This window comes from Methylobacterium trifolii, from assembly GCF_022179685.1.
Taxonomy (GTDB): Bacteria; Pseudomonadota; Alphaproteobacteria; order Rhizobiales; family Beijerinckiaceae; genus Methylobacterium; species Methylobacterium trifolii.
This window is the reverse complement of sequence record NZ_BPRB01000142.1, coordinates 1-24,942: the sequence shown is the minus strand read 5'-3', so window position 1 is coordinate 24,942 and position 24,942 is coordinate 1. Positions and strand designations below refer to the sequence as shown.

Annotated in this window: 24 protein-coding genes, 1 tRNA gene and 1 pseudogene; 18 read left to right on the top strand and 8 right to left on the bottom strand. The window is 68.0% G+C overall.

Annotated elements, in window-relative coordinates:
* Positions 1-37: 37 nt before the first annotated feature.
* The 4 genes from ldtR to COGEMETH_RS13440 form a co-directional block, all read right to left on the bottom strand.
* A complete protein-coding gene (gene ldtR / locus COGEMETH_RS13455; RefSeq protein WP_238183154.1) occupies positions 38-550 on the bottom strand; it encodes a transcriptional regulator LdtR in 513 nt (170 codons plus the stop codon).
* A gap of 163 nt (positions 551-713) precedes the next feature.
* On the bottom strand, positions 714-1,172 hold the full coding sequence (locus tag COGEMETH_RS13450; protein WP_238183153.1) for a DUF6163 family protein: 459 nt from the start codon (positions 1,170-1,172) through the stop codon (positions 714-716).
* Between the two features lies 1 nt (position 1,173).
* Positions 1,174-2,220 (bottom strand): enoyl-CoA hydratase/isomerase family protein, encoded by a 1,047-nt coding sequence (locus tag COGEMETH_RS13445; RefSeq protein ID WP_373875363.1) that lies wholly within the window; start codon positions 2,218-2,220, stop codon positions 1,174-1,176.
* 67 nt (positions 2,221-2,287) lie between these two features.
* Positions 2,288-2,947, bottom strand: a complete 660-nt coding sequence (locus COGEMETH_RS13440; protein WP_238183151.1) for a glutathione S-transferase family protein — start codon at positions 2,945-2,947, stop codon at positions 2,288-2,290.
* Between the two features lie 192 nt (positions 2,948-3,139).
* Here COGEMETH_RS13440 and hemB point away from each other — a divergent pair, with 192 nt between their 5' ends.
* From hemB to COGEMETH_RS13420, 4 genes and pseudogenes are all read left to right on the top strand, one after another.
* A complete protein-coding gene (gene hemB, locus COGEMETH_RS13435; RefSeq protein ID WP_238183150.1) occupies positions 3,140-4,189 on the top strand; it encodes a porphobilinogen synthase in 1,050 nt (349 codons plus the stop codon).
* Entirely contained in the window at positions 4,186-4,557 is a 372-nt protein-coding gene (locus COGEMETH_RS13430) for a hypothetical protein (protein WP_238183149.1), read from the top strand. Before hemB ends, COGEMETH_RS13430 begins: the two co-directional genes overlap by 4 nt.
* A 75-nt stretch (positions 4,558-4,632) precedes the next feature.
* A pseudogene (locus tag COGEMETH_RS13425) lies at positions 4,633-5,121 on the top strand (RDD family protein).
* Positions 5,122-5,240: 119 nt separating this feature from the next.
* Complete coding sequence (locus COGEMETH_RS13420) at positions 5,241-5,987, top strand: arginyltransferase (RefSeq protein ID WP_238183148.1); 747 nt, start codon at positions 5,241-5,243, stop codon at positions 5,985-5,987.
* Positions 5,988-6,048: 61 nt separating this feature from the next.
* On the opposite strand, the gene COGEMETH_RS13415 is transcribed toward COGEMETH_RS13420, so the two are convergent.
* On the bottom strand, positions 6,049-8,205 hold the full coding sequence (locus COGEMETH_RS13415; RefSeq protein WP_238183147.1) for a TonB-dependent receptor: 2,157 nt from the start codon (positions 8,203-8,205) through the stop codon (positions 6,049-6,051).
* Between the two features lie 412 nt (positions 8,206-8,617).
* Here COGEMETH_RS13415 and purB point away from each other — a divergent pair, with 412 nt between their 5' ends.
* The 6 genes from purB (at position 8,618) to COGEMETH_RS13385 (ending at position 15,429) form a co-directional block, all read left to right on the top strand.
* Positions 8,618-9,925 (top strand): adenylosuccinate lyase, encoded by a 1,308-nt coding sequence (purB, locus tag COGEMETH_RS13410; RefSeq protein WP_238183146.1) that lies wholly within the window; start codon positions 8,618-8,620, stop codon positions 9,923-9,925.
* 57 nt (positions 9,926-9,982) lie between these two features.
* Entirely contained in the window at positions 9,983-10,840 is an 858-nt protein-coding gene (locus COGEMETH_RS13405; RefSeq protein ID WP_238183145.1) for a D-amino-acid transaminase, read from the top strand.
* Between the two features lie 130 nt (positions 10,841-10,970).
* The gene (locus tag COGEMETH_RS13400; protein WP_238183144.1) at positions 10,971-12,029 is read left to right on the top strand and encodes a hypothetical protein; all 1,059 of its coding nucleotides are present in this window, start codon (positions 10,971-10,973) and stop codon (positions 12,027-12,029) included.
* An 81-nt stretch (positions 12,030-12,110) separates the two neighbouring features.
* The gene (locus tag COGEMETH_RS13395; RefSeq protein ID WP_238183143.1) at positions 12,111-12,443 is read left to right on the top strand and encodes a hypothetical protein; all 333 of its coding nucleotides are present in this window, start codon (positions 12,111-12,113) and stop codon (positions 12,441-12,443) included.
* A 255-nt stretch (positions 12,444-12,698) separates the two neighbouring features.
* Positions 12,699-13,991: an adenylosuccinate synthase gene (locus tag COGEMETH_RS13390; RefSeq protein ID WP_238183142.1), complete on the top strand. Its 1,293-nt coding sequence runs from the start codon at positions 12,699-12,701 to the stop codon at positions 13,989-13,991.
* A gap of 55 nt (positions 13,992-14,046) precedes the next feature.
* A complete protein-coding gene (locus COGEMETH_RS13385; RefSeq protein ID WP_238183141.1) occupies positions 14,047-15,429 on the top strand; it encodes a histidine kinase in 1,383 nt (460 codons plus the stop codon).
* A gap of 21 nt (positions 15,430-15,450) precedes the next feature.
* Here the strand turns inward: COGEMETH_RS13385 and rpoH are convergent, their stop codons facing one another.
* Complete coding sequence (gene rpoH, locus COGEMETH_RS13380; protein ID WP_238183140.1) at positions 15,451-16,344, bottom strand: RNA polymerase sigma factor RpoH; 894 nt, start codon at positions 16,342-16,344, stop codon at positions 15,451-15,453.
* 280 nt (positions 16,345-16,624) lie between these two features.
* Positions 16,625-17,626, bottom strand: a complete 1,002-nt coding sequence (locus tag COGEMETH_RS13375; protein WP_238183139.1) for an RluA family pseudouridine synthase — start codon at positions 17,624-17,626, stop codon at positions 16,625-16,627.
* Positions 17,627-17,719: 93 nt separating this feature from the next.
* Here COGEMETH_RS13375 and COGEMETH_RS13370 point away from each other — a divergent pair.
* From COGEMETH_RS13370 to COGEMETH_RS13340, 8 genes are all read left to right on the top strand, one after another.
* Positions 17,720-17,795, top strand: a tRNA-Glu gene (locus tag COGEMETH_RS13370).
* 79 nt (positions 17,796-17,874) lie between these two features.
* Positions 17,875-18,381 (top strand): hypothetical protein, encoded by a 507-nt coding sequence (locus COGEMETH_RS13365; RefSeq protein ID WP_238183138.1) that lies wholly within the window; start codon positions 17,875-17,877, stop codon positions 18,379-18,381.
* Positions 18,382-18,461: 80 nt separating this feature from the next.
* A complete protein-coding gene (locus COGEMETH_RS13360; RefSeq protein WP_238183137.1) occupies positions 18,462-18,671 on the top strand; it encodes a helix-turn-helix domain-containing protein in 210 nt (69 codons plus the stop codon).
* Entirely contained in the window at positions 18,671-19,303 is a 633-nt protein-coding gene (locus COGEMETH_RS13355) for a hypothetical protein (RefSeq protein ID WP_238183136.1), read from the top strand. Before COGEMETH_RS13360 ends, COGEMETH_RS13355 begins: the two co-directional genes overlap by 1 nt.
* Positions 19,304-19,581: 278 nt before the next feature.
* Complete coding sequence (locus COGEMETH_RS13350) at positions 19,582-21,936, top strand: AAA family ATPase (protein ID WP_238183135.1); 2,355 nt, start codon at positions 19,582-19,584, stop codon at positions 21,934-21,936.
* Positions 21,937-22,270: 334 nt separating this feature from the next.
* Complete coding sequence (locus tag COGEMETH_RS25795) at positions 22,271-22,858, top strand: HGGxSTG domain-containing protein (protein ID WP_373875362.1); 588 nt, start codon at positions 22,271-22,273, stop codon at positions 22,856-22,858.
* A gap of 16 nt (positions 22,859-22,874) precedes the next feature.
* A complete protein-coding gene (locus COGEMETH_RS13345) occupies positions 22,875-23,225 on the top strand; it encodes a hypothetical protein (protein WP_238183134.1) in 351 nt (116 codons plus the stop codon).
* A gap of 269 nt (positions 23,226-23,494) precedes the next feature.
* Positions 23,495-24,094: a recombinase family protein gene (locus tag COGEMETH_RS13340; protein WP_238183133.1), complete on the top strand. Its 600-nt coding sequence runs from the start codon at positions 23,495-23,497 to the stop codon at positions 24,092-24,094.
* A gap of 75 nt (positions 24,095-24,169) precedes the next feature.
* On the opposite strand, the gene COGEMETH_RS13335 is transcribed toward COGEMETH_RS13340, so the two are convergent.
* Positions 24,170-24,406 carry a hypothetical protein gene (locus COGEMETH_RS13335; RefSeq protein ID WP_238183132.1) on the bottom strand — a complete coding sequence of 79 codons (237 nt, stop codon included), beginning with the start codon at positions 24,404-24,406 and terminating at the stop codon, positions 24,170-24,172.
* Between the last annotated feature and the right edge of the window lie 536 nt (positions 24,407-24,942).

Genomic DNA, 24,942 nt, shown 5'->3' with positions numbered 1-24,942 from the left:
CGACCGGGTGCGTCTGCCGGGTGCCGGTCGGGCTCGATCAGAGGCGGTAGCGGATCTGATCGGTCCAGAAGCGCTCGAGACGGCCGAGCGCGAGGTTGAGGCGGCCGAAATCGTCGTCCGAGATGCCGCCGATCGGCTGGATCGTGCGGGCATGCTTGTCGTAGAGGCCCTGGATGATCTCGTGCACCTGCCGGCCCTTGTCGGTGAGGCTGATGCGGACCGAGCGCCGGTCCGTCTTCGAGCGGGCGTGGTGCAGGTAGCCGGCCTCGACCAGCTTCTTGACGTTGTAGGACACGTTCGAGCCGAGGTAGTAGCCCTTCGTGCGCAACTCGCTCGCGGTCAGTTCCTTGTCGCCGATGTTGTAGAGCAGCAGGGCCTGGACGCTGTTGACGTCCTCGCGACCGCGGCGCTCGAACTCGTCCTTGATCACGTCGAGGAGGCGGCGATGGAGCCGCTCGACGAGGTGCAGGGCCTCCAGGTAGGAGCCGGCGGTGGTTCCGGCCTCGGGAGCAGTGTTGGTTTCGACAACCTTGACGGCCTGGGACTTCATCTTGTGCCTCGCCCGATCTGTTCTGTCGGTCGCCGTGATGTCCGGCGCCGCTTATGAGTTCAACCTACGGGCGGGGAATGAAAACCGTTTTAAGCGACAGGATGAATTCGCGATTTACTTCTGTCGGTAAATGCAAAATGAAGTGAAGCTCACAACGCTCCGTTTACCGCGATTCCTGGGCCGCGAACCAGGACAGCAGAAAGTAGATCAGCACGATACTGGCCTCCGCACCAAGTAGAGGCAGAGATGTCGGCAGGAGTTGCGGCGTGAGGACTGCAAGCGTCAACGCGGAGGTGATGGCCAACAGCCAGATCACGCCGCCCCAGGCGCTGGTCAGCCACAGGCCGATCGCCGCGGTGGCGTCGATGACCGAGAAGTAGATCAGCGCGGCCTGCCGGCCGAAGGGCTCCGTCTCGAAGGGCCGCGTGCCCGGCATCACGTCGAGGATGGAGGCCCAGGAGACCACGCTCTTGGCGAGCCACGCGAGCGCCGTGATCCGCATGAACCAGACCAGCACCGTGTCCCAGGTGTTCTGAGGCGCAGCCGCGCTCCGCTCGATCCGGTCGCTCGGAAACTCGCCGGCGCGCGTCGCGCCGCGTGCGCTCTTCGACGGTCCGCGCATCTCAGGTGAACCTGGACTCTGGGCCGTCGACGGGCTCGAAGGCGGACAGAATCGCAGCGTGGTCCACTTCGGCCAGCGTCTCCGGGCGCCAATGGGGCGTGCCGTCCTTGTCCACGATCACAGCCCGCACGCCCTCGAAGAAGTCGTGGCCCCGCATCACCCGCGTGACGATGCGGTATTCGGTGAGCACCGCCTCGGAAAAGTCGAGGCCGGGGCCTCGGCGCATCTGCTCGCGGGCGATGCACAGGCTCGACGGGGAGCGGGTGCGGATCAGGGCGGCGGTCTCGGCGGCGAAGGGCGAAACGTCCGCATCGAGGCGGGCGAGAATATCCGCGACGGTCTCGCCGTAGAAGCAGGCGTCGATAAGCGCGCGCTGCGCCACCAGCGGGCCGGTCGGCGGAGCCGCACCGCCCTCCCCCAACGCCGCCTCGACCGGGCCGCCCTCCGCGAGGGCGTCGATGATCGCCGGGAAGGTCGCAGCGGGCGAACCATGCGTCGCGAGCCCGACGGCGAGGGCATCGCCGGGCCCGACCCTGGCGCCGGTCAGCGCGAGGTAGGTGCCAACACGGCCGGGCAGGCGCGGCAGGGCGTAGGTCATGCCCACGTCGGGGAACAGGCCGATGCCGACCTCCGGCATGGCGAAGTCGTAGCCCTCGGAGGCCACGCGGACGGGCCCGTGCAGGGAGAGGCCGGCACCGCCTCCCATCACCACTCCCTCGATCAGGGACACATAGGGCTTCGAGAAGCGCTGCACGCGGGCGATCAGGGCGTATTCCGCCGACCAGAACGCGAACACGTCGTCGAACCGGCCGGCCTTGCCGCACTGGTAGATGTAGCGGATGTCGCCGCCCGCGCAGAAGGCCCGTCCGCCCGCACCCCGCACCGCGACGCGGGTGACAGCCGGGTCGGCCTCCCAGGCGTCGAGCTGCGCGTGCATGCCCCGGATCATGGGCAGCGACAGGGCGTTCAGGGCCTTGGGCCGGTTGAGGGTGACGAGGCCGAGGGCGCCGTGCCGCTCGAACAGGATCTCGTCCGTCTGCTCCGCCATCATCGGCCTCCCGGGGAGCGCTTAGACGAGGTCTCGCCCGTGGCGTCAATGTAGCCCCGGGCCTGGATCAATGCGCATGGTCGGGGACACCGCTTGGGAAGTAGCCGCGGTAGGGCCGCGCCTCGTCCACCGCCCTCCGGACGGATGCGCGCTCGCGCAGCCTTGTCAGGTAGGCGCTCAGGTTGGGCAGCGTGTCGTCGAGGGGGTGGACCCAATCGGCGTAGAACAGGAAGGGTGCCGCCCCGCAATCGGCGAGGCTGAATTGCTCGCCCGCGGCCCATGTCCGGTCCGCCATGCGGGTGTCGAGCCAGCGATAGGCGGCGGCGAGCATGGCGTGCGCGTCGGCGACGCCCTTCGGGTCGCGCTCGCCCTCGGGCCACATGCGGTCCGCGACGATCTTCTGTTGTGGCGTCGAGACGTAGTTGTCGAAGAAGCGGTCCATGAGCCGGACGTCGAGGCAGGTCGCTGCGTCGGCCGGGATCAGCCGGACGGCGCCCAGATAATGCAGGTCGAGATACTCGACGATGATGCTCGCCTCGGGGATCGTCATGCCCCGATCCGCGTCGACCAGCACCGGGAACTTGCCGAGCGGCCAGATCCGGAGGAGCGCCCGGCGGGCTTCGCCTACCAGCAGAACGGACGCGAAGGGCGTGCCCGTCTCGTAGAGGGCGATCAGCACCTTCTGGCAGTAGGAGGAGAACGGGTGGGCATGGAGCGTCAGGGTCATCGTCGGGTCCTTATCTCGTCTCGCGATCGGCGGATCATCCGAGGACGCCGCCACCGCTGCCGATCCGACAGGCGCGGCGCCCGCGTTTTGGAAGGAATCGGTCTGTGCTAGAGCGCTGCGCGACGGCAGGCGGGCCGGGATCGAGGCCGCTGCGCGCACGTGCAAAAGAACGCTTCCGGAGACCGTCCCAGGATGTCCAACGAACCGCGTCCCCTCGCCGTCGAGACCGCGCGGGAGGATTCGCGCGCGCAGGGCCTGAAGATCACGCAGCGCCCGCGCCGCAACCGCAAGGCGGATTGGTCGCGCCGGCTGGTCCGCGAGAACACGCTGACCGTCGACGACCTGATCTGGCCGATGTTCGTGATCGAGGGGACGAATCGGCGCGAGCCGATCGCCTCGATGCCGGGCGTCGAGCGCCTGAGCGTGGACGAGGTGGTGCGGGCGGCCGAGAAGGCGGCCCGCCTCGGCATCCCGGCGGTGTCGTTCTTCCCCTACACCGAGGTTGCCTTGCGCGATCCCACGGGCTCGGAGGCGCTCAACAGGGACAACCTCGTCTGCCGGGCGGTGCGCGCGGTGAAGAAGGCGGTGCCCGAGATCGGCGTGATGACCGACGTGGCGCTGGACCCCTATACCAGCCACGGCCATGACGGCCTGCTGCACGACGGCGCCATCCTCAACGACGAGACCGTGGCGCTGCTTGTGGAGCAGAGCCTGATCCAGGCGGAGGCCGGCACCGACATCATCGCCCCCTCCGACATGATGGACGGGCGCGTGGGCGCGATCCGGGCCGGGCTCGACAAGGCCGGCTTCCTCGACGTGCAGATCATGGCCTACGCGGCCAAGTACGCCAGCGCCTTCTACGGCCCGTTCCGGGACGCCATCGGCACGCAGGCCGCCCTGGTCGGCGACAAGCGCACCTACCAGATGGACCCCGGCAACGGCTCGGAAGCCCTGCGCGAGGTCCGGCTCGACTTGGACGAGGGCGCCGACTCGGTGATGGTCAAGCCGGGCATGCCCTACCTCGACATCATCCGCAGGGTGCGGGACGAATTCGGCGTGCCGACCTTCGCCTACCAAGTGTCAGGCGAGTACGCGATGATCGAGGCGGCCGCCCGAAACGGCTGGCTCGACGGCGAGCGCGCCATGGTCGAGAGCCTGCTCGCCTTCAAGCGCGCGGGCGCGGACGGCGTCCTGACCTACTATGCCCCCCGCGTGGCCGAGCGCCTGCGCGCCGGGACGTGAACGTCAGAGTCCGCTGGCTGGTGAGCCTCGCGGGCGTGGCAGGCTTCCTCGGAGGGCTCGCCGCCTGCGAGAGCGCCGTCGAGCGCCAGCGCGTCGCCACCTGCCGCCGCGCCGTGCCGGCCCTGGTGCAGGGCGAGAGCGGGGCGCAGGTGCTGCGAGTCGGCCCCGGCTCCGCGCCCGACAGCGTGCGCGTGGACTACGCGGTGGGGCAGCGCCGGCACTGGCTGCTCTGCCGCTTCAATCCCGGCGCCGACCTCACCGGCGTCACCACCGACCGCTCCACCCTGACCGGCGCCTCCCTCTACCTGCTGAAGCGCTATTACCTCGACACGCCGGACGCCGAGCGCGCCGACCCGGTCGGACGTTGAGCCAGCCATCTTGTGGGCGGCGGGCAGCGCACCTACCTCATCAACGTGTCCACAGCCTCTTCCGGGATGCGCGCCATGCCCAATCCACAGACCGGTTACGCCGAACGCCTCGAGATGCCCGGCTACGCATCCGCGCTGCCGGTGCCCTACGTGCGGGCGAGCCTGGGCGGGCGCACGGTCGCCTACCTCCTCGATATCCTGTTCATCCTCGGCTTCACGGCGGTACTCTAGCTGGCGATCGCCCTCATCGGCCTCGTCACCTTCGGGCTGGGCTGGGCCCTGTTCGCGGTGCTGCCGGCCAGCGGCGTCATCTACAGCGCGGTCACCGTGGGCGGCCCCCGCCAGAGTACGCTGGGCATGCGGATGATGGGCCTGCGCGTCGTGGCCCCAGAGAGCGGGCGCCCCGTCGACCTGATCTCGGCGGCCGTCCACGCCCTGCTGTTCTACGTCGCGATCTCGACCTTCGTGCTCTGGTTCCTCGACGTCGTGTTCGGGGTGGTGCGCAGCGACCGGCGCCTCGGGCACGACCTGCTGCTGGGTCTGGCCGTCATCCGCGCCGGTTGACGGAGCCTGTGGCGAAAAGTTCGTAGCCCGTACCGCACGAGCCCATTGAGCGGCGTGACCTGCGCTGTACACTGTCCCGCCGGCGCGGGTCAGCCGCCGGCGCCAGGGCCCCGTGAAGCGTGACGAGCCACCCGCGCGATACCCCGCAATTCTATCTCACCGCGCCCTCCCCCTGCCCCTACCTGCCGGGGCAGGAGGAGCGGAAGGTGTTCACCCACCTCGTCGGCCGCCGTGCCCGCGACCTCAACGAGATCCTGACGCAGGGCGGCTTCCGCCGCTCGCAGACCATCGCCTACCGTCCGGCCTGCGAGAGCTGCCGGGCCTGCATCTCGGTTCGCGTCGTGGTGGAGGATTTCGTCCCAACGGGGAGTCAGAAGCGCATCCTCGCCCGCTCCTCGGACCTGATCGGCACCTCCGAGGCCAACCGCCCGGCCTCCGACCAATACGCCCTGTTCCGCCGCTACCTCGACGCCCGCCACGGCGACGGCGGCATGGTGGACATGACCGTGCTCGACTACGCCATGATGATCGAGGACAGCCACGTGGACACCCATCTGGTGTCTTACCGCTGCCGGGGCGCGGACACCGCCATCCACGGCCGTGGCGTGGGCGACCCGGTGGCGTTCTGCCTGACCGACGTGCTCGCGGACGGCCTCTCGATGGTCTACTCGTTCTACGATCCCGACGAGACGCACCGCTCGCCTGGCACCTTCATGATCCTCGACCACATCCGCCGGGCCAAGGCGCTCGGCCTGCCGTACCTGTACCTCGGCTACTGGGTCGATGGCTCCCGCAAGATGGACTACAAGGCCCGCTTCCTGCCGCAGGAGCGGCTGATGGCACAGGGCTGGGTGCGGGTCGAATAGACCGCCGACCGACCCCGTCCCCGATCGCATCCCGGCGCGGCGACCGCGCCGGGAGCGGGCCTTAGAACCTCGCGATCACCTGGAAGCGGATCACCCGCGGCGCGCCCGGCGAGATGTTGTTGTTTCCGTCGGCGGTGGCGATGTAGCGCCGGTCGAAGATGTTCTCGATGTTGACCTGGGCCCGCCAGAAGTCGTTGACCCGGTAGAACAGGCCGAGGTCGAAGCGCGTGATGCCCGGCAGCCGGATGGTGTCGTCCGACGAGGCGAAGGTTTGACCCGTCTGGATGTAGCCGATGCCGAGGGAGAATTCCCGCGTCACGTCGAACTTGTTCCACAGGGTGAAGGCGTTGAACGGCACCAGGCCGACGCGGTTGCCCGGACGGATCGACGTGGCGCCGTTCGAGAAGCCGCTTGTGATGCTGGCGTCGGTGAAGGCGTAGCCGCCCGCCACCTGCCACCAGTCGGTGACGTAGCCGTTGGCCCCGATCTCGGCCCCTTGCGTGCTGGTCTGGCCGGTGGCGAGGAAGAAGCCCGCCCGGTTCGGGTCCTGGAGCCGCTGGTTGTAGCGGTCGAGGTTGTACAGGGCGCCGGTGAGCTGGAGCACGGGCGACACGTCGTACTTCACGCCGATCTCGGCGTTCTCGAAGCGCTCGGGCTGGGAGATGGCCAGCCCCGGCGTCAGGGTGCTGAACTGGTCGCCCGAGGACGGCAGGTAGGAGACGCTGTAGCTGCCGTAGAAGGCGAGGTTCTCCAGGGGCTTGACCACGACGCCGGCCCGCGGCGAGAGCAGGTCGTCGACGCGCGCCTGCTGCACGTTGGTGCGCCGGTCGGTGGCCTGGAAGTCGAAGTGGTCGTAGCGCAGGCCGCCGATCAGCTGGAGGTGCGGCCCGATCTCGATCTGGTCCTGGGCGTAGAGAGCGGCCAGGCCGAGGTCGTAGCGGCTGTTGGCGCCGCTGGCGATGTTGCGGAAGCTGACCGGCACCCGCGAGACCGGGAAGAAGGGGTTCACGGCCAGCGTCTGCGTGCCCGTGGTGGAGAAGATTCCGTCCTGGCGCATGGAGGTCCCCTCCTGGTAGCCGAGTTCGAAGCCCCCGAGCAGGGTGTGCTTGAGGATGCCGGTGTCGAACTTGTAGGTGAAGTCGTTCTGCGAGAAGTAGTTCGTCCGCGGCGTCTCGTTGTTGTAGGCGGTGAGGTTGACGGAGGTGCCGGCCGCGTTCACCGCGCCGCCCGGATAGACGTTCTGGTAGAACTTCTGATAGTCGGCGAAGCGCACCTGGCTGTGCATCTGCACGCCGGACTCGAACAGGTGGTCCAGCGTCGCGGTGGCGATGTGGGCGTCGACCTTGGCGTAGCTCTGGTCCGGGTTGCCGAAGAAGGTCCCGATGTTCTGGCGGTAGCGGTAGGGCCGGCCGAACTGCGAGGGGATGCCGCGGTCGGCGGTGCGCTCGTCGTGGAAGTACTCGTAGGAGAGCTTCAGGGTCGTGGCCGGCCCGAGCAGGAAGGTCATGGTCGGGTTGACGCCGTAGCGGCGGATGTCGACGAAGTCGCGATAGGTGCCGGTGTCCTCGAACACGCCGTTCATGCGGAAGAAGACGTTCTCGTTGACGCGGTCGCCCACGTCCAGCGCGACGCGCTTGTTCCAGAACTGGCCGCCCTGGACCAGGACCTCGCGGATCGGCACGCCGTCCGCCTCCTTGAGCACCCGGTTGATCACGCCCCCGCCCCCACCACGGCCGAAGACCAGGGCGTTGGGGCCCTTCAGCACCTCGATGCGCTGCGTGTTGTAGAGGTCGCGAAAATACTGCACGTCGTCGCGCACGCCGTTGACGTAGAAGTCGGCGTTCGAACGCTGGCCGCGGATGACCAGGTCGTCGCGGTTGCCCTCGCCCTGGTGGGGGATGATGCCCGGCACGTAGCGCAACGCCTCCTCGATCGACTGGAAGCCCTGGTCGCGGATCTGCGCCTGCGTCACCACCGTGACCGATTGCGGCGTGTCGATGAGCGGCGTGTCGGTCTTCGTGGCCGAGCGGGTGCGTTTGGTCAGGTAGCCGACGCTGGTGCCGTTCTCACCCTCGACGCTGAGCTGGTCCAGGGTCACGGCAGCGGCCTCCGGCGGTAGCACGCGGGGTGCACGCAGCGCTTGTGCGCCGGCGGCGGTCGACAGGACCGTCGTCGCCAGGAGAGTCGCGCCGAGCCGCGCATGCTTTGCGATAGTCATGGATCGAGCCCTGAGCCGTTCTTCTGGTATTTCGTCTCGGCAAATGTCGGCCGATCCGTCATGAGTGCTCTATGGACAGGGCCGGATAACTCAACCGGTTGGCGGGGTGCTATGGGACATCAAATTTTATATCTATTCTAAGAAGTGATATAACAAGGCTGCTAAGCGTCTAGAAACGCGTCACGAAGCGATCGTCGCGTTCATCCTGGAATGTTTCCTATCCATGACCGAACGTATCCGAGTGTCTCCCATCTGCAACGATTCCGCTTGCGGTCCGAGCGCAGCAGCGACGGCGTGGCTGGAGGACGCGTGGCTGCTCGGTCGCCTCCTGTGCCTGCATCCGCGTTGAGCCGCGCGGGCCTTGCGTGCTAGTCGCGCGGCCAACCGCTGACGTCCCAGGCCCGAGGCCCCCATGATCCCCCGCTACAGCCGCCCCGCGATGACGGCGATCTGGTCGCCCGAGACCCGCTTCCGGATCTGGTTCGAGATCGAAGCGCACGCGACGACCGCGCTCTCCGAGATCGGGGTCGTGCCCAAGGCGGCAGCCGACACGATATGGGAGAGGGGCCGCGATGCGGTCTTCGACGTCGCGCGCATCGACGCGATCGAGGCTGTGACCAAGCACGACGTGATCGCCTTCCTCACGCACCTGGCCGAGATCGTCGGACCCGAGGCCCGATTCGTACACCAGGGCATGACCTCCTCGGACGTGCTCGATACCTGCCTCAACGTGCAATTGGTGCGAGCGGCCGACATCCTGATCGCGGACGTGGACGCCCTGCTCGCCGCGCTGAAGCGCCGGGCCTTCGAGCACAAGCTGACCCCCACCATCGGCCGTTCGCACGGCATCCACGCGGAGCCCGTCACCTTCGGCCTCAAGCTCGCTCAGGCCTATGCCGAGTTCGAGCGCGGCCGACGCCGGCTGGTGACGGCGCGCGAGGAGGTGGCGACCTGCGCCATCTCGGGCGCGGTCGGCACCTTCGCCAACATCGACCCGCGGGTGGAAGCCTACGTTGCCGAGAAGATGGGCCTGAGCGTGGAGCCGGTCTCGACCCAGGTGATCCCGCGCGACCGGCACGCCATGTTCTTCGCTACGCTTGGCGTCGTCGCCTCGTCGCTGGAGCGGCTGGCGATCGAGGTGCGCCACCTCCAGCGCACGGAGGTGCTGGAAGCCGAGGAATTCTTCTCCGAGGGGCAGAAGGGGTCCTCGGCGATGCCCCACAAGCGCAACCCCGTGCTCACCGAGAACATCACCGGGCTCGCCCGCATGGTGCGCGGCTATGCCCTGCCGGCGATGGAGAACGTCGCCCTCTGGCACGAGCGCGACATTTCCCACTCCTCGGTCGAGCGCATGATCGGGCCGGACGCCACGGTCACCCTCGATTTCGCTCTAGCCCGGCTCACCGGCGTGATCGACAAGCTGCTGATCTACCCGGAGAACATGCAGAAGAACCTCGATCGCCTGGGCGGCCTCGTGCACTCGCAGCGGGTGTTGCTGGCCCTGACGCAAGCCGGCGTGAGCCGCGAGGATTCCTACCGGCTGGTCCAGCGCAACGCGATGCCGGTCTGGCGCGGCGAAGGCGATTTCCTGCAGCTGCTGCAAGGGGATTCCGAAGTCACCGCGGCCCTGAGCCCGGAGCAGATCGCGGAATGCTTCGACCTCGGCTACCACTTCAAGCACGTCGACACGATCTTCGAGCGGGTGTTCGGCCACGCCTGAGCGGCGCACGAATCCTGCTTCACCACAGACCAGCCCGTCATCAGAGAGGCCCGTGCCGTGACCGCAGCCCGCACCGTCTACCTCAACGGCGAGTTCCTGCCCTTCGACCAGGCCCGGGTGCCGGTGATGGACCGGGGCTTCCTGTTCGCCGACGGGATCTACGAGGTCTCGGCGGTGCTGGACGGGCGCCTCGTGGACAACGCCGCGCACCTGGCCCGGCTCGACCGGTCGCTGGGCGAGATCGGCATCCGCAACCCGCACAGCGCAGCCGAGTGGGAGCGGCTGGAGACGGAGCTCGTGGTGAAGAACGGCCTCAGCGAGGGCCTCGTCTACATGCAGGTGACCCGCGGGGTGGCCGAGCGCGACTTCGCCTTCCCGGCCGGGGACACGCCGCCTACGGTGGTGATGTTCACCCAGGCCAAGAGCATCCTGGCCAACCCTCTGGCCGAGACGGGTGCCAGGGTCGTCACCGTCGAGGACCTGCGCTGGAAGCGGCGCGACATCAAGTCGGTGGCCCTGCTGGCGCAAGTGCTCGCCAAGCAGGCCGCGGCGGCGGCGGGCGTAGCCGAGGCCTGGATGGTCGAGGACGGGGCGATCACCGAGGGCTCGTCGTCCACCGCCTTCGTCGTGACCGGCGACAGGCGCCTCGTCACCCGCCCGCTCTCCACCGCGCTGCTGCCCGGCATCACCCGGGCGGCGGTCATGCGGCTCGCGGCCGAGGCGGACCTGCGCGTCGAGGAGCGGCTGATCCCGGTGACCGAGGCGTACGCGGCGACCGAAGCCTTCTACACCAGCGCCTCGGCCTTCGTGATGCCGGTGGTGTCGATCGACGGCCGCACCATCGGCGAGGGCCGGCCAGGGCCGCTCACCCGCCGCCTGCGCGAACTCTACCTCGGGATGGCACGGCACAGCTGAGACGGCCGGGACAAAGCCGTTCACATCTCCCACCGGCTCCCACGTTAAGCTTGACCTTGCTTGCAGAGGCTACGCTAAGTCTAGCCCGGTCCCGCCCCGGTGTAGCGGCTCGACCGGGAGAGAATACGCGATGAGAAACCTGGTCCTGAGTCTTGCGCTCGTCACCACGCTGGCGCTGCCGGCCGAGGCCAAGGACCTAGTCCTCCCGGCCAAGAACCCGGCCATCACCCTGACCATCCCCGACGATTGGGACGTCAGCGAGCGCGACAGCGAGATCGTCTCCACGTCGTCGGACGGCCGCGTCACCCTCAACGTCGCCTTCGACGTGAAGTCGAAGCTGGACGACCTGATCAAGGAGAGCAAGGACTGGCTCAAGAAGAGCAAGGTCGGCTTCGGCATGAAGCCGACCGAACAGGTCATGGACTTCAGCGGCACGCCCGGCCGCGTGCAACGCTACCAGACCAGCGACAAGAACGGGAAGACGCTGGTCGACTTCGTGACCCTGGATGCGAGCGGGAGCCGCGCGGTCCTGTTCACGATCTGGGGCTCGGAATCCGAGCGCCAGGAGAACGATGCCGACCTCGCCGGCATCATGAAGAGCGTGAAGGTCCCGGCCGGGACTGGCGGCGGCTTCTGGGCCGGCGGCGCGTCCCAAGGGGGCCGGCAGGACGCGGCCAAGGCCGAGCCGGCCAAATCGGAACCGGCCAAGCCGGCAGCCGCAGCGGGCCCCGCAACCCTCGCCGACCTCGAAGCGCAGGAGCGGGCGACCGCCGACCTGTGGGCGCGCCTGCCCTACGGGACGCGGCACGCGATGTTCGTGACCCGCAAGGCCGAGATGTACGGGGATTACGAGGCACGGCCCTCGAACGTGTTCGCGTCGGGCGAGAAGCTGCTGACCTACGTCGAGCCGGTGGGCTATGCCTGGAAGCCCGTCGGATCAGACACCTACCGCTTCGGCGTGACGGTGGATTTCGAGGTCCTGTCCAAGGACGGCAAGGTCCTGGGCGGCCAGAAGGCGCTCCTGAACCAGGACCTTTCCAGCCACTACAAGAACCGTGAGTTTTTCCTGAGCATCGCCATGAGCCTCGACGGCATCAGCCCCGGCGACTACGTCCTGGCCTATACCCTGCGCGACAATGGCGGCAGCGCCAACACACGCTTCGAGCAGCCCTTCACCATCAAAGGCTGATCCTCTCCGGCTGGCGCCGGCAGGAACGGATTCCGCAGGCAGGTGTTCCCCTCGCAACCGCAGCCGAGAGGGAGGCCCGAGATGCTGAAACGTTCGACGCTGGCGCTGGCCGCGGGCTTGTTCGCCACAGGGGCATTGGCCCAGAACCCCGACGCGCCCCTCAAGAACCGCGACACGGACCCGGCTTTGCCGCCTCAGAGCCAGACCCCGCCCGACCGGGTGCGCCCGAGCGCGGACGCCCCGCCCAACGACCAGACCCTCAGCGACAAGCTCAGAAAGAACGACGGGGTGATCTCGCCGAAAGGCGATGCCGCCCCCGGCATGGTGGTGACCCCCGAGTCGAACACCGGCTCGATGCCGGTGATCAAGCCCAGCGAACTGCCCGGCCGCCAGCCGGGCACGGAGGCGAAGTAGGCATTCACCCCCTAGCGGCGCGGCTCGGGTCGCGCGGCTTTGCTTGATTTCCCGGGCCGGATCGCGGAAAGGGGCTCACGGCAACGGGTTTTCCCGCGTACGGCAGTCCGGGCGCCCGTCTGCGCATCATCGTCGCGGGGCGGCCAGCGCCTCGCGGATACCGGTGGTGCGACATCGAGATGAGGTCTCGGCCGGTCGTCGTCGGATCATCCCGCGTCGGCCGGCTCAGCCGTGAGTGACGGGTTACAGGCAGGCATGGCCAACGTCGTCGTCGTAGGCGCCCAGTGGGGCGATGAGGGCAAGGGCAAGATCGTCGACTGGCTCTCGGAGCAGGCCGACATCGTCGTGCGATTCCAGGGCGGACACAATGCCGGCCACACCCTGGTCATCGACGGCGTCACCTACAAGCTGGCGCTGCTGCCTTCGGGCGTGGTCCGCGGCGGCAAGCTCTCGGTCATCGGCAACGGCGTCGTGGTCGATCCCTGGCATCTCGTGGACGAGATCGCGCGGATCAGGGCGCAGGGCGTCGAGGTCTCCCCGGCCTCCCTGCGCATCGCCGACAACGCCACGCTGATCCTGCCCCTGCACCGGGAACTCGACCATTTCCGCGAGACCGCGAACGCCGGCCTCAAGATCGGCACGACCAAGCGCGGCATCGGCCCGGCCTACGAGGACAAGGTCGGGCGCCGGGCGATCCGAGTGGTGGATCTCGCCGACGAGGACACGCTGCCCGCCAAGATCGAGCGGGTGCTCGCCCACCACAATGCGCTCCGCCGCGGCCTCGGCATCGGCGAGGTGGATGCGGACGGCCTGCTCTCCGAGTTGAAGGCGATCGCGCCGACGATCCTGCCCTATGCCTGCCCTGTCTGGGCGCTGCTCGACGAGGAGCGGCGGGCCGGCAAGCGCATCCTGTTCGAGGGCGCGCAGGGCGCCCTCCTCGACGTGGACCACGGCACCTACCCCTTCGTCACCTCCTCCAACATCGTGGCGGCGCAGGCGGCCACCGGCTCCGGCCTCGGCCCGTCCGCGATCGGCTACGTGCTCGGCATCGCCAAGGCCTACACCACCCGCGTCGGCGAGGGGCCGTTCCCGACCGAACTGTTCGACGACATCGGCGAGACCATCGGCACCAAGGGCCGCGAGTTCGGCGTCAACACCGGGCGCAAGCGTCGTTGCGGCTGGTTCGACGCCGTGCTGGTGCGCCAGACCGTGCGGACCTCCGGGATCGACGGCATCGCGCTCACCAAGCTCGACATCCTCGACGGCTTTGCCGAGATCAAGGTCTGCACCGGCTACCGCCTGGACGGCGAGATCCTGGACCACCTGCCGGCCAACCAGTCGGCGCAGGGGCGGGTCGAGCCGATCTACGAGACCATGCCCGGCTGGGCCGAGACGACGGCGGGCGCCCGCTCTTGGGCCGAGCTGCCGGCGCAGGCCATCAAGTACGTGCGCCGGATCGAGGAACTGATCGGGGCGCCCGTCGCCCTGCTGTCGACCTCCCCGGAGCGCGACGACACCATCCTGATGCACAACCCCTTCGAGGATTGAGTCCTCGCCTCCCGATCGCCGTACGCGGGAAGGAGGAGGGGCGGACCAAGGCACGATGGCCGACTACTACCCGCTGCTGGCACGGGCGCTCGATGCCCTGCCCGACCGCACGCCTGCGATGCGCAAGGCGGTGTACGAGCGCGCGCGCAATGCCCTGATCGGCCAACTCCGGTCCCTCGAACCGCCGCTGTCGGAAGACGACATCGACCTCGAGCGCCGGGCCCTGGACACGGCCATCGGCCGCCTGGAGACCGAGTACGGGGGGGCGCCGGCCCCGGCCAACGACCCCATCACGCCTGCGCCCACACCGGTGCCGCCGGCGCTCGTATCCGAGCCCCTGCCGGAGCCCGCCGCGCCGCCGGCACGCTCGGACGACCGCCCGCCGGAGCCGGCCCTTCCGCCGGCCCCGCCCGCGGATTTCGTGCCCGTGTCCGAGCCGTCCCAGCCCCGCGAGGCGCCGCTCCCCATCGCACGGCGCGCGGCCAAGGCGCCGCAGCCCGCGCCCGTGCCCGCCGCCGAGCCCGTCGCCGACCAGGCGACCGAGCCGGCCATCGAATCCGCCAACAGCCGCCAGCGCCCGCGCATCGACGTGGTCGCCCCGCGCGGGGGACGCTCGCGCTTCCTGCGCAACGCCTTCGTCGGCATCGTGCTTGCCCTCGTGATCGGCCTGATCGCAGTCGCCGCTTTCCTCCTGCGCGACAAGCCCGCGGAATTGCAGGCCAGCGCGGGCGGGGGCGCCGACACGCAGCAACCGGAGAACGCCGACTCGAAGTTCGCCGATCGCGTCGGCGGCGACCCTGTGGCGAGTGAGAGGCCGGCCCAGCCTCCGGCCGGCTCCCCCGCCGCGGAGACGCGTGGACAATCCACGCCTGCCGCCCAGCCGGACGTGGCCGTGGCGCAGCGCGCCGTGCTGATCGAAGAGAACACCGAGGCCCAGAACGCGGCGCCCAACACCACGACCGGCCGCGTGACCTGGCGCCTCGATTCGGTGAGCGGCGAGCAGGGTCAGCCCTTGGAGACGGCCGTCGTCGCCATCGTCACCTATCCGGGCGCCGGGCTGACGCTGACGATGACCCTTCAGCGCAATCTGGATGCCACGCTCCCGGCCTCGCACACGGTCAGCCTCGCCTTCAGCGACACGGGTGCGGAGGGCGAGAAGCGCGTCGTACAGGATGTCGGCTTGATCCAGGCCAAGGACGACGAGAACGGCCGCGGCTCCCCGGTCTCGGGTCTGCCGGTCAAGGTGCGCGACAATTTGTTCCTGATCGGCCTATCGTCCTTGCGCAACGACGTCGAGCGCAACACCGATCTGCTGCTGCACAGGGGCTGGTTCGACCTCGCCGTGCGCTATGCCAGCGGCCAGCGCGCCGTACTGACCTTCGAGAAGGGCGCCTCCGGCACGCAGGCCCTACAGCGCGCCTTCGACCAGTGGCGCTGACGGACCCGGGCGGCGTCGCGGCTACGACGCCGCGATGCTTGCGCGCGGCGCCTCGCGGGTCGCCAAGTTGCGCTTGACCGCTTCCTGAACCTTCTCGAAGGCGCGCACCTCGATCTGACGCACGCGTTCGCGCGAGACGCCGAACTCGCCGGACAGGTCCTCGAGGGTGATCGGGTCGTCGGCCAGGCGCCTCGCCTCGAAGATGCGGCGCTCGCGCGGGTTGAGGACGGACAGGGCGTCCCGAAGGGCGGAGAGTCGGTTCTGCCCCTCCTGCTCGCCGGCGAGCACGGTCTCCTGGCTCGGACTGTTGTCGATCAGCCAGTCCTGCCACTCGCCCTCCCCTTCCTCGCGCAAGGGTGCATTGAGGGAGGTGTCGCCGGACAGGCGCCGGTTCATGTCGACCACGTCCTGCTCGGGCACGCCGAGGCGGGTGGCGATCTGGGCGACTTGATCGGGCTTGAGGTCGCCCTCCTCCAGCGCGGAGATGCGGCCCTTGGCCTTACGCAGGTTGAAGAACAGCTTCTTCTGGTTGGCGGTGGTGCCCATCTTCACCAGGGACCAGGAGCGCAGGATGTACTCCTGGATCGCGGCCTTGATCCACCACATGGCGTAGGTGGCGAGCCGAAAGCCCTTGTCCGGGTCGAAGCGCTTGACCGCCTGCATCAGGCCGACGTTGCCTTCGGACACGACCTCGCCGATCGGCAGGCCGTAGCCGCGATAGCCCATGGCGATCTTCGCTACGAGCCGCAGGTGTGAGGTCACGAGGCGGTGCGCGGCCTCGCGGTCGCCGCCGTCCCGCCAGTTCTTGGCAAGCGTGAACTCCTCCGTCGGCTCCAGCATGGGGAACTTGCGGATCTCGTCGAGGTAGCGCGAAAGGCCACCTTCGTTGGCGAGCACGGGCAATGCGCCGGCCATCGGCATTCTCCTTGTTGGTCCCCCGAAGGCGGACACGGCAGGCGGAGGACCGCCCCTTGAGCCGGCCCCTCCGAGTCCCGAGCTTTAGCGAGGAACGTCGAGAGCCGGTAGCGGGTCCGCAACGCGAACGTCGTCACCAACGCGCGAACGGCTCTTCGGGACGACCCTAGGCCGAAGGGCCGCGGCACGAGGTGTCCTAGCGCACGTCCGCCGGGTCCGCCCTTGACCGTGGCATCCGGGCAGCACTCCGCGGACACCCTTCGCTCCGTCCCGCGTCCGGTTACCCGGCATCCAGCGCGCGCAGGAGCGCCGCCATCTCCTCCGGCAGCGGGCTCTCGAAGCGCAGGTGGGCGCCGGTGCGCGGATGCGCGAAGCCGAGGAGCGCCGCGTGCAGGGCCTGCCGCCCCAAAGCGGCCAGCGCATCCCGCGCCGCCTCGGGCAGCCGCGACGACTTCGTGAGGAAGGCGCCCCCGTAGACGGAATCGCCCAGCAGCGGATGCCCGCGATGGGCGAGATGGACGCGGATCTGGTGGGTGCGGCCGGTCTCCAGGCGGCAGCGGACCAGGGCGGCCTCCTCGCCGAAGGTCCGCTCCACCTTGTAATGCGTCACCGCGTGGCGGCCGTCATCGTCCCGCACCACGGCGATCTTCTCGCGGTTGCGCCGGCTCCGGGCGAGGTTGGCCTCGATGGTGCCGGCGCGCGGATGCGGCACGCCCCAGGCCAGGGCGAGGTAGGCCCGCTCCATCGGCCCGCTGCGGCCGTGGTCGGCGAACTGTGCGGTGAGGCCCTTGTGGGCCGCATCGTTCTTGGCGACCACGATCAGGCCGCTGGTGTCCTTGTCGAGGCGATGCACGATCCCGGGCCGCCGCACCCCGCCGATCCCCGACAGGCTCGCCCCGCAATGGGCGATGAGGGCGTTGACCAGGGTCCCGGCCTCGTGTCCGGGGGCCGGGTGAACCACGAGCCCGGCCGGCTTGTCGACCACGATGAGGTCGTCGTCCTCGTAGGCGATCACGAGGCCGGGGCCGAGGGTCTCGGCCTTCGGCTCGGCGGGCGTCGCCTCGGGCACGCAGACCGCGAGCACGGCGCCGGGCCCGACCTTGACGGCCGAATCCAGCACCACCGCCCCGTCCCGGCTGACATGGCCATCGCGCACCAGTCCTTGGAGGCGCGAACGGGAGAGATCGGGAAACAGCAGCGCCAGGGCCCGGTCGAGGCGGGTCGCCGCAGCGTCCTCCCCGATGACGCCCTGCCGCCTGTCCGCCTGTGCGTGCGATGCCATGGTCACCTGTCGGAAGCGGTCCCGCAAAAAGGCTCGCTCCGGCCCTTGCCCACCCACGGCACCGTCGCTATACGAACGCCTCGCCGCCGGAAAGCTCCCATCGTCTAGCGGTCTAGGACGTCGCCCTCTCACGGCGAAAACAGGGGTTCGATTCCCCTTGGGAGCGCCAGTCGCATCAGGCACTTAGGTGCGATCCGAGCTCAGTCTCAGCGTTTCGTTGTCGAAATTGTTGTTGGATTGTTCGGTCCGTGAGTGCAGAGGCCCCCAAGCTTTCCGCCCGTTGGCCCGACGGTAGCCGCGTACGCGCCGGTCTCGACGCACGCGCTTTCGTCGAGGCCGAGGCAAAGCGGATAGGGGAAGATCCTGTCGAACTGCTCTCCCTCATCAAGAGGGACGCTCGCGCGGGCCGGGTCATTCTCAAGATCCTTGGCCTGACGCGCTCGGCTGTTTTTCCGGCTCACCGCCCAACGGACGAAGTTCGGCAGGCCGTGATCATGGCCGTCGTGGACGGGCTGATATGGCGTGGCGAGACGCTGTCAGAAGCTTGTGCGAAAGCGCCGAAGCTTCTTGCGCAACCAGAGCTGCGCCGAAAAGCAAAGCTGGGCGGCAATGCGGAAATCATGATCCTCGGCAACGGTAGGCCTCGCGGGCCCATGTCATCCAAGGCGGTGCGGAACGCGTACGAAAAAGCTCGGAAGGCTTCGATTCAGTGGTTTTTTGAGCCACTTGGGGAAGAAGGTGCGCCCGCACCGTAAGTACGGCCATTCGGGCGGCTCTTAAGATGTAAAATCGCCGAGCATCATACGCCTTCAGACCACCGATCTGAGGCTCACTGATGTCAAAGAAGCGATCCACCTCGATCATTGACGAGACGAGCGGCGCGTTCACCGTGGACGAGTTCGCCCACTATGTGCGGGTATCGCCTGCTTCCGCCTGGCGCCTGCTCAAGGCTGGCGCGCTGCCGCGGACCCGCATTGGCGGCCGCGTCGTCATCCGCCGCGTCGACGCCGATGCCTTCCTCGCTCGATGCGCGGGAGTCGCCTGATGGTCAGCCACATCAGCCTAGTGGCGGTGGAGCCGCACGAGTTCCGGCAGACGCTCGGCCGGGACGTCGCTGATGCGGTTGCCAGAAAGATCGGGCAGCGAGACTTCGTCCGGTACTCGGCCGCCCTGCACGCCATAGCCCGACAGATCGACAGCTACCTTACCAAACCGGGCGTAGCACCTCAGACATCGGACTCGGCCGGCGGGACATTTGCCGATAACGCGGTCGCCGGTGAGGCGATCATCCTGTTCGCTGATGCCCATCCGCGTCGCGGCTTTGAGGGCGGGCTGGCCAGGATCGGAGACGTGGCCGCATCACGAAGCGCGGCGATGGGCGGTCGACGCTTGCAGAGGGCCAACAGCATCGCGCGCCACATCTGGCGCTCGATTTCAACGAGAACCGTTGTCAGAGCGACCCTAGAGGAGCGTCAACGCTCCCTGATCGAACTCGCGGCTGCCTTGCTCGACGAGGACGACTTAGCGCGCCTCGATGCGATGACGGAGTGCGTGCCGATCATCGCCGTAGTGGGAGACACGCGCTCAACGGGGCCGACCAGCGGTCGCTTTCATCTCGTCGTGGCGTCGCTGCCCGGAAGGTGGCTCGGCACCGCGCCAGTGGCCGGACGGTGCTGACCGTGCGCCGCACGATCGATCTCCTAGAGCCGTCCGCCCCGCTGCCCTGAACGCGAAAGCGGCGGCTCTCCCGCACCACCGGAGAAACCGCCGCCCTCGTCTCGATCGACCAATGCACGGGCGGCGGATGCAACGCGGCCCGGCGGGAAGCACATCATGGAATACAGCAACTATGGGCCGGACGAGCCGCAGGGGCAACACCCCGACGATGAGATTGAACAGCGTGCAAACGGGGTCATACCTTTGCTGCCAGCTGCGGCGTCGCGCGGGGCAATAGCATGACAGTGCCCCTAACCCCGCGCGTCTTGATTTCCGCGCAGACGCAGGCCGCTATGGCGTCTGCGGAAACCTGGCTCGCCCGGCGCGGTGCGCTGCCGCCGCCCGCTCCGGTCACAGCAGGGATCGGCACAGCGATCGAGTTCGCCAAGCGCCTCGCCGGCTGTGGACGGGTCACCCTCGTCGCTGTCGTGCCAGACGTGAAGGGCGCGGTGGGCGCGACCTTCGACATGCCGACGCAGGAGAGCGCAGCGGCGCAATGGCTTGCGGTGCGCGCCGGTCGGGCGAACCTCTATTTCCTGCTGAACGAGGCTGCCCCGCGGGCCGAGCAGAAAGGCGCTGAAGGCCGACCATGCGCCGATGACGTGCGGATGCTACGCGGCGTGCCGGTGGACATCGATCCCAAATGCGATCGGGGGAGTACGCCGGAAGAACGCGCCGCCGAACAGGTGCAGCTCGACGGGCGGGCAGAGGAGATGGCGGCTGCGGGAGCAACTGTCGTCACCCATTCTGGCGGAGGCCGCCAAGCCCTGTGGCTGTTCCCGGAGCCGATCCCTGCGACGCCGGAGAACGTCGAGGCCGTGCGCGATCAGGCGCGAGGCTTGGCGCACCGGTTCGGCGGCGATGACGTCCACGATATCAGCCGCCTGTTGAGGCTGCCCGGTCTTCTGAACCTCCCCAGCGAGGGCAAGCGCGCCCGCGGGCGGGTGCCAGCCGAGGCGCGCATTATCCGCGCGGCCTGGGATCGGCGCTCGACACTCCGCGCGCTCGCTGCCGTTGCAGAACCGATTACCGAACGGGGGCGGGATCGCGCTGCCTTGACGGCCGACATGGCCCAGGCGCGTCAGGAGATCGCCTTATTCGACGAAGGCACGCCCCCATCCGATAAGGTGCGTGCACGGGTCCGTCAGACCGCGGAGGCGGACCCACGGCTTCGGGCGCTCCTGCACGGGGTCTGCCCGCCGCCGGACGACGGTTCGGGCTCAGCGTGGCGGTGGGCGCTCGCGTGTGAGATGGGCCGGGCCGGGCTTGACGGGCAGGACTATGCCGAGACGGTCGCAACGTGGCCGCCTGGCCAGTCGACGACGGGTCGCCTTCTCAGTGAACGCGATGTCCTGCGCGATTGGGCGCGGGGCGGCATCCCGGCGCGGCGCGAGACCGACCCAACGACCTTTTTCCAGGTCGTCACCGGCGAGGTCGACGTGAGCGCATTCCCTCCCCCTCGTACACGGGAGGGTGGCGCGCCTGCGTCGACACAGATCGTATGGGCAAATCCCGCTGATTGGGCCGGCGTGGAGCCCGAGCCGCAGCTTTGGATCGTCGACGGTGTCGTGCCGGACGGCGAGGTGACGCTGCTGACCGGCAAGGGCGGCATCGGCAAATCACTCATCGCCCAGCAGCTCCTCACGAGTGTCGCCCTGGGTGTGCCGTTCCTGGGCCGCTCGACCGAACGCACCCGCGTCATGGGCTTCTTCTGTGAGGACAACGAGGCGGTACTCCACCGGCGCCAGCGTGCGATCTGCCAGGTGCTTGGATGCACTGAGACGGAGGTTGGCGCGCACATGCGGCTCGCCTCACGCAAGAACATGGACAACCTGCTCGTAGCGTTCGACCGCTCGTCGCCGATCATGCGGGCCACCGCCGTGTTCGACGCGCTCGCGGCGGACGTGCAGGCATTCGGCGCCCGTCTCGTCGTCCTCGACACGATCGCCGATACCTATGCCGGTGACGAGAACAACCGGCAGCAGGTCAGACAGTTTGTCCAAGCCTGCGCGGGGCGCCTCGCTGCGGCCATCGATGGCGCTGTGATCCTGCTCGGCCACCCATCGAGGTCCGGTGAGGCGACCGGAGAAGGAACGTCCGGCTCGACGGCATGGCACGCCTCCGTGCGCTCACGCCTGTACCTGCAAACGACCGGACAGGAGCGCGCCGGCTATCGGCGGTTGTCCGTGGAGAAATCGAATTACGGATCGAGAGGCGACACATGGACCCTTCGATGGTCGCGCGGTGTGCTGGAGGTTGTTTCGTCGAGCGAGGCGGCCCGCGGGATCACGACGACGGAGATCGGGCTCGACGCGGTATTGCTCGACGCTGTGTCGAATGCCGCGACGGAGCGTGTGCGCCTGACCCTGGCCGGCAATTCCCCGCATCGCGCATGGCGGGTGCTTCGGCTGCGGGAGACGGAGGCGTTGGCCGCGTACACCGATGAGGACGTGCAGGACGGGTTGCAACGCCTTCACGCGACAGGCCGGATCGTCGAGGGACCAATCGACCGGGACAGCAAGCGGAATGCAATCATCTCGCTCGTCGTCGCACCTGAAAAGCCCTCAAAAAATGCCGGCGGTATTTTTGATTAACTGCCCGGAAGTGCCCGAAAGTGGAATTCGTTTTGCCCAGAAGTGCCCGAAAGTAGGTAGCTAAGTCATTGATTTCATTGCCCGTGGGCCGTTGCCCGGAAGTGCGCCCAGAAGTGCCCGGAAGTGAAAAAGCAAGTAACTGTAAACACAGCGTTTTTTCTACTTCTGGGCATTTCCGGGCAAGGGTGCCCGAAAGTACCACCCCTACGGGGGAAGGTCGGCCCGCGCCGCGGGGCCCGTCCGAACCTTCCCCCGAGCGGGATTAGGGGTCGCGAGAGATGAATTCCGACAAGGGAACCCACGTGGGCAGCATCCGTGACACGCCACACGCGATATGGTACCCAGATACCTCACGGCGGCTTTGGGGAAATCAGCCATGCCGGAACGGTCGCCAGCACAACAGACCTGGGCAAACTCCGCTCGTTGGCGCGCCATCGGCCGCGCCGCGATTCGCGCATGGCACGCCAAGCGCGCTTCGCTGTCGTGCTGTGGGGCGAAGGCCAAGAGCACTGGTCAGCCCTGTCGCAACCTGCCGCTGCCGGGCAGGACGCGGTGCAAGTTTCATGGCGGGGCTACCCCGAGGGGTGATGGGCCGCTCGGCTGGCACACGCCGGCTTTTCCGGGTGGCATTCCGACCGGCAAGCCGCGATCAGACGCCTATAAGCGCCGCCGCAAGCGCGACCAGGTCGCGTGTCGTGAGGCGATGACGCCCGACGAGCGGGCCCGACACGAGGCCTGGCAAGTCGCGCACGAGCCGGGTAGCGCCGCCAAGCGGCAGCGCCGTCGGAAGGCACGCGCGGCCGGAGCGCTCATTCAGCGGCTTCTACAGCCAGACGAGCGTCCGAAGGCTACTCCGGCTCGCCGAGAGCCGACCGCGGGCGCTGACGGTGCTCCTGAGTTGCGCGGCGGCGTCTTCGATTGAGGCGGGAGGACGGACGATGGCTGCGCGGAAGTCAGGGGCAGGCGCGGATCGGGCGCGGCAGCCTATTTCGAAGGATGCGATCGAGGCGAAGCGCTCGCTCGTCGACACGGGCCGCCGCGCCGTTAGCGTGTTGGCCGCGATCATGGACGACGCTGCCAAACCGGCAGCTCCCCGTGTCATGGCGGCCAAAGCACTCGTCGAGCTGAGCGGCATTCGCGAGGTCGAAGATCCCGCGGACAAGGAGCTGCACGAGATGACCCGCGAGGAACTGACTGAGGCTGCCGCGACCGCGCGTGCGTACCTTGCAGAACTCGACGCCGCCCCTCCCGGCAGGGCGGAGGGGAGCGCAGGCGGCCTGTTCGACTAGATCAGGCCGGTGGCGCCAAGCGGGGGCGTAGACGAGAGACGGCGGCGGCCGCCCAGGTGTCGCGCCCACTCGGCGTAGGGATGCCTTCGGCTTCAAGGGCCGCAGCGGCGGTGCGAAACGAGCCGGCGCCTCTCGAATGAGGCTCGTTTGGGTATACGGCGGCGATACGCGGCCGCGAGACACTTTTTGCGTCTCGTATGGGTTGTATTTTGATTTATGATACGGCAAAGTCTAAGGGTCTATACCCATAAGAGACAGGATTTGCCGACATGACCTACAGCGCGCCGTCCGCCGCCACTAACGGCGCTCCCGCCCCGGCTGGACACCTTTACGGCTACGCTCGGGTCTCGACCAAGGATCAAGACCTTGCGATTCAAGAGGCTGCCCTGCGCGCCGCCGGCTGCGAGGTGATCCGTTCCGAGAAGAAGTCTGGCGCTACCACCGCCAATCGTACCGAGCTTGAAACCCTCATCGAGTTTGCCCGGAAGGGGGACACTATCATCGTCACCCGCATTGATCGGCTGGCGCGCTCGATTGCCGATCTTGCCGCGATCGTGCGGACGTTAGAAGCCAAGGGCGTGGCGCTTCGGGCGACAGAACAGCCTATAGACACCGCTACCGCCGCCGGCCGATGCTTCCTGCAGATGCTCGGCGTGTTTGCTGAGTTCGAGACCAACCTGCGGCGCGAGCGACAGTTTGAGGGTATCGAGAAGGCCAAGGCAAAGGGCGATGTCTACAAGGGTCGTCCGCCCTCGATCGACGCAACGAGGGTCAAGGCGCTGCGGGCAGAGGGCGTAGGCCCCGCAGAGATCGCCCGACGTCTCGGCATCGGCCGCGCCAGCGTCTATCGACTGCTCGGCGCGGCGTGAGGCGCTATGGCCGCCATGCCAGCTTGCGCCAGCTGCCGTCGCCGATTTCTGATACGGCTTCGGCGTCAACGGCGGTCAGACCGACGGCGCGTGAGCTCGATCCTTGGGCCGCGGTGCAATCGTGACGAAAGCGGGATCGAGCCGGACGGCAAGCTGATGTGCTCCCATGCCGGCGAGCGTCAGCATGCCGTACACCTCGTCGCCAAGCTGGCTGTCGAACACGTCCGCGGCGTTGAGCAGGCGGTGTAACGCGGATAGCTGGTCCCCGAGCGCGCCTGCAAGGATGTGAAGTTCTGGATTTGCGTCGAACATTGGATGCCTCCAAAAAGGACGGCAGAATATACACGCGAAATTATTAAAGTAAAATTAGTCGCCTTGTCTGAAGATCTGCCTGATTTCTGTCTGAATGCGCAATCGAAAATGTATAATGATCTCAGGCAGCATAGCGTGTTCTGTCTGATACTTTGTCATCCATCAGACATTCTCGCGGTTCATATCAGACAGCCCGCGATTTCGCGTGCGGGGCCTGGGCCCCTACCGGCCCCCAGCCCCCCGGTACACCCCAACCGCGATAACGCGACAGCGGCCAGGCGCACGTACAAAATTGCGGTCCGCGAAACCTTTTGGACAAGTTGTCCGGCGGTCGTGGTGCCGGTGCGGGGTCTGACCTCGGCGCTCCAGCCCAGCCAGTGGGCAAAATCCGACACTTGGTACCTGCAACAAGGGGTCGCTTGCGACCCTTCTCGGACCCCCAGAAGATCTGCTTGCTGGCGCCTCAATCAGCCTTGAACGCCCCGGCCAACACCATGAAACTCGGCTGAAACGCGGGACATCATCGGCCCGAAACA

Coding starts and splice junctions, on each gene's coding strand:
- ldtR (WP_238183154.1), bottom strand. CDS start 550: ATGAAGTCCCAGGCCGTCAAGGTTGTCGAAACCAACACTGCTCCCGAG.
- COGEMETH_RS13450 (WP_238183153.1), bottom strand. CDS start 1,172: ATGCGCGGACCGTCGAAGAGCGCACGCGGCGCGACGCGCGCCGGCGAG.
- COGEMETH_RS13445 (WP_373875363.1), bottom strand. CDS start 2,220: ATGGCGGAGCAGACGGACGAGATCCTGTTCGAGCGGCACGGCGCCCTC.
- COGEMETH_RS13440 (WP_238183151.1), bottom strand. CDS start 2,947: ATGACCCTGACGCTCCATGCCCACCCGTTCTCCTCCTACTGCCAGAAG.
- hemB (WP_238183150.1), top strand. CDS start 3,140: ATGTCCAACGAACCGCGTCCCCTCGCCGTCGAGACCGCGCGGGAGGAT.
- COGEMETH_RS13415 (WP_238183147.1), bottom strand. CDS start 8,205: ATGACTATCGCAAAGCATGCGCGGCTCGGCGCGACTCTCCTGGCGACG.
- purB (WP_238183146.1), top strand. CDS start 8,618: ATGATCCCCCGCTACAGCCGCCCCGCGATGACGGCGATCTGGTCGCCC.
- COGEMETH_RS13400 (WP_238183144.1), top strand. CDS start 10,971: ATGAGAAACCTGGTCCTGAGTCTTGCGCTCGTCACCACGCTGGCGCTG.
- COGEMETH_RS13395 (WP_238183143.1), top strand. CDS start 12,111: ATGCTGAAACGTTCGACGCTGGCGCTGGCCGCGGGCTTGTTCGCCACA.
- COGEMETH_RS13390 (WP_238183142.1), top strand. CDS start 12,699: ATGGCCAACGTCGTCGTCGTAGGCGCCCAGTGGGGCGATGAGGGCAAG.
- COGEMETH_RS13385 (WP_238183141.1), top strand. CDS start 14,047: ATGGCCGACTACTACCCGCTGCTGGCACGGGCGCTCGATGCCCTGCCC.
- rpoH (WP_238183140.1), bottom strand. CDS start 16,344: ATGGCCGGCGCATTGCCCGTGCTCGCCAACGAAGGTGGCCTTTCGCGC.
- COGEMETH_RS13375 (WP_238183139.1), bottom strand. CDS start 17,626: ATGGCATCGCACGCACAGGCGGACAGGCGGCAGGGCGTCATCGGGGAG.
- COGEMETH_RS13360 (WP_238183137.1), top strand. CDS start 18,462: ATGTCAAAGAAGCGATCCACCTCGATCATTGACGAGACGAGCGGCGCG.
- COGEMETH_RS13355 (WP_238183136.1), top strand. CDS start 18,671: ATGGTCAGCCACATCAGCCTAGTGGCGGTGGAGCCGCACGAGTTCCGG.
- COGEMETH_RS13350 (WP_238183135.1), top strand. CDS start 19,582: ATGACAGTGCCCCTAACCCCGCGCGTCTTGATTTCCGCGCAGACGCAG.
- COGEMETH_RS25795 (WP_373875362.1), top strand. CDS start 22,271: ATGGTACCCAGATACCTCACGGCGGCTTTGGGGAAATCAGCCATGCCG.
- COGEMETH_RS13345 (WP_238183134.1), top strand. CDS start 22,875: ATGGCTGCGCGGAAGTCAGGGGCAGGCGCGGATCGGGCGCGGCAGCCT.
- COGEMETH_RS13340 (WP_238183133.1), top strand. CDS start 23,495: ATGACCTACAGCGCGCCGTCCGCCGCCACTAACGGCGCTCCCGCCCCG.
- COGEMETH_RS13335 (WP_238183132.1), bottom strand. CDS start 24,406: ATGTTCGACGCAAATCCAGAACTTCACATCCTTGCAGGCGCGCTCGGG.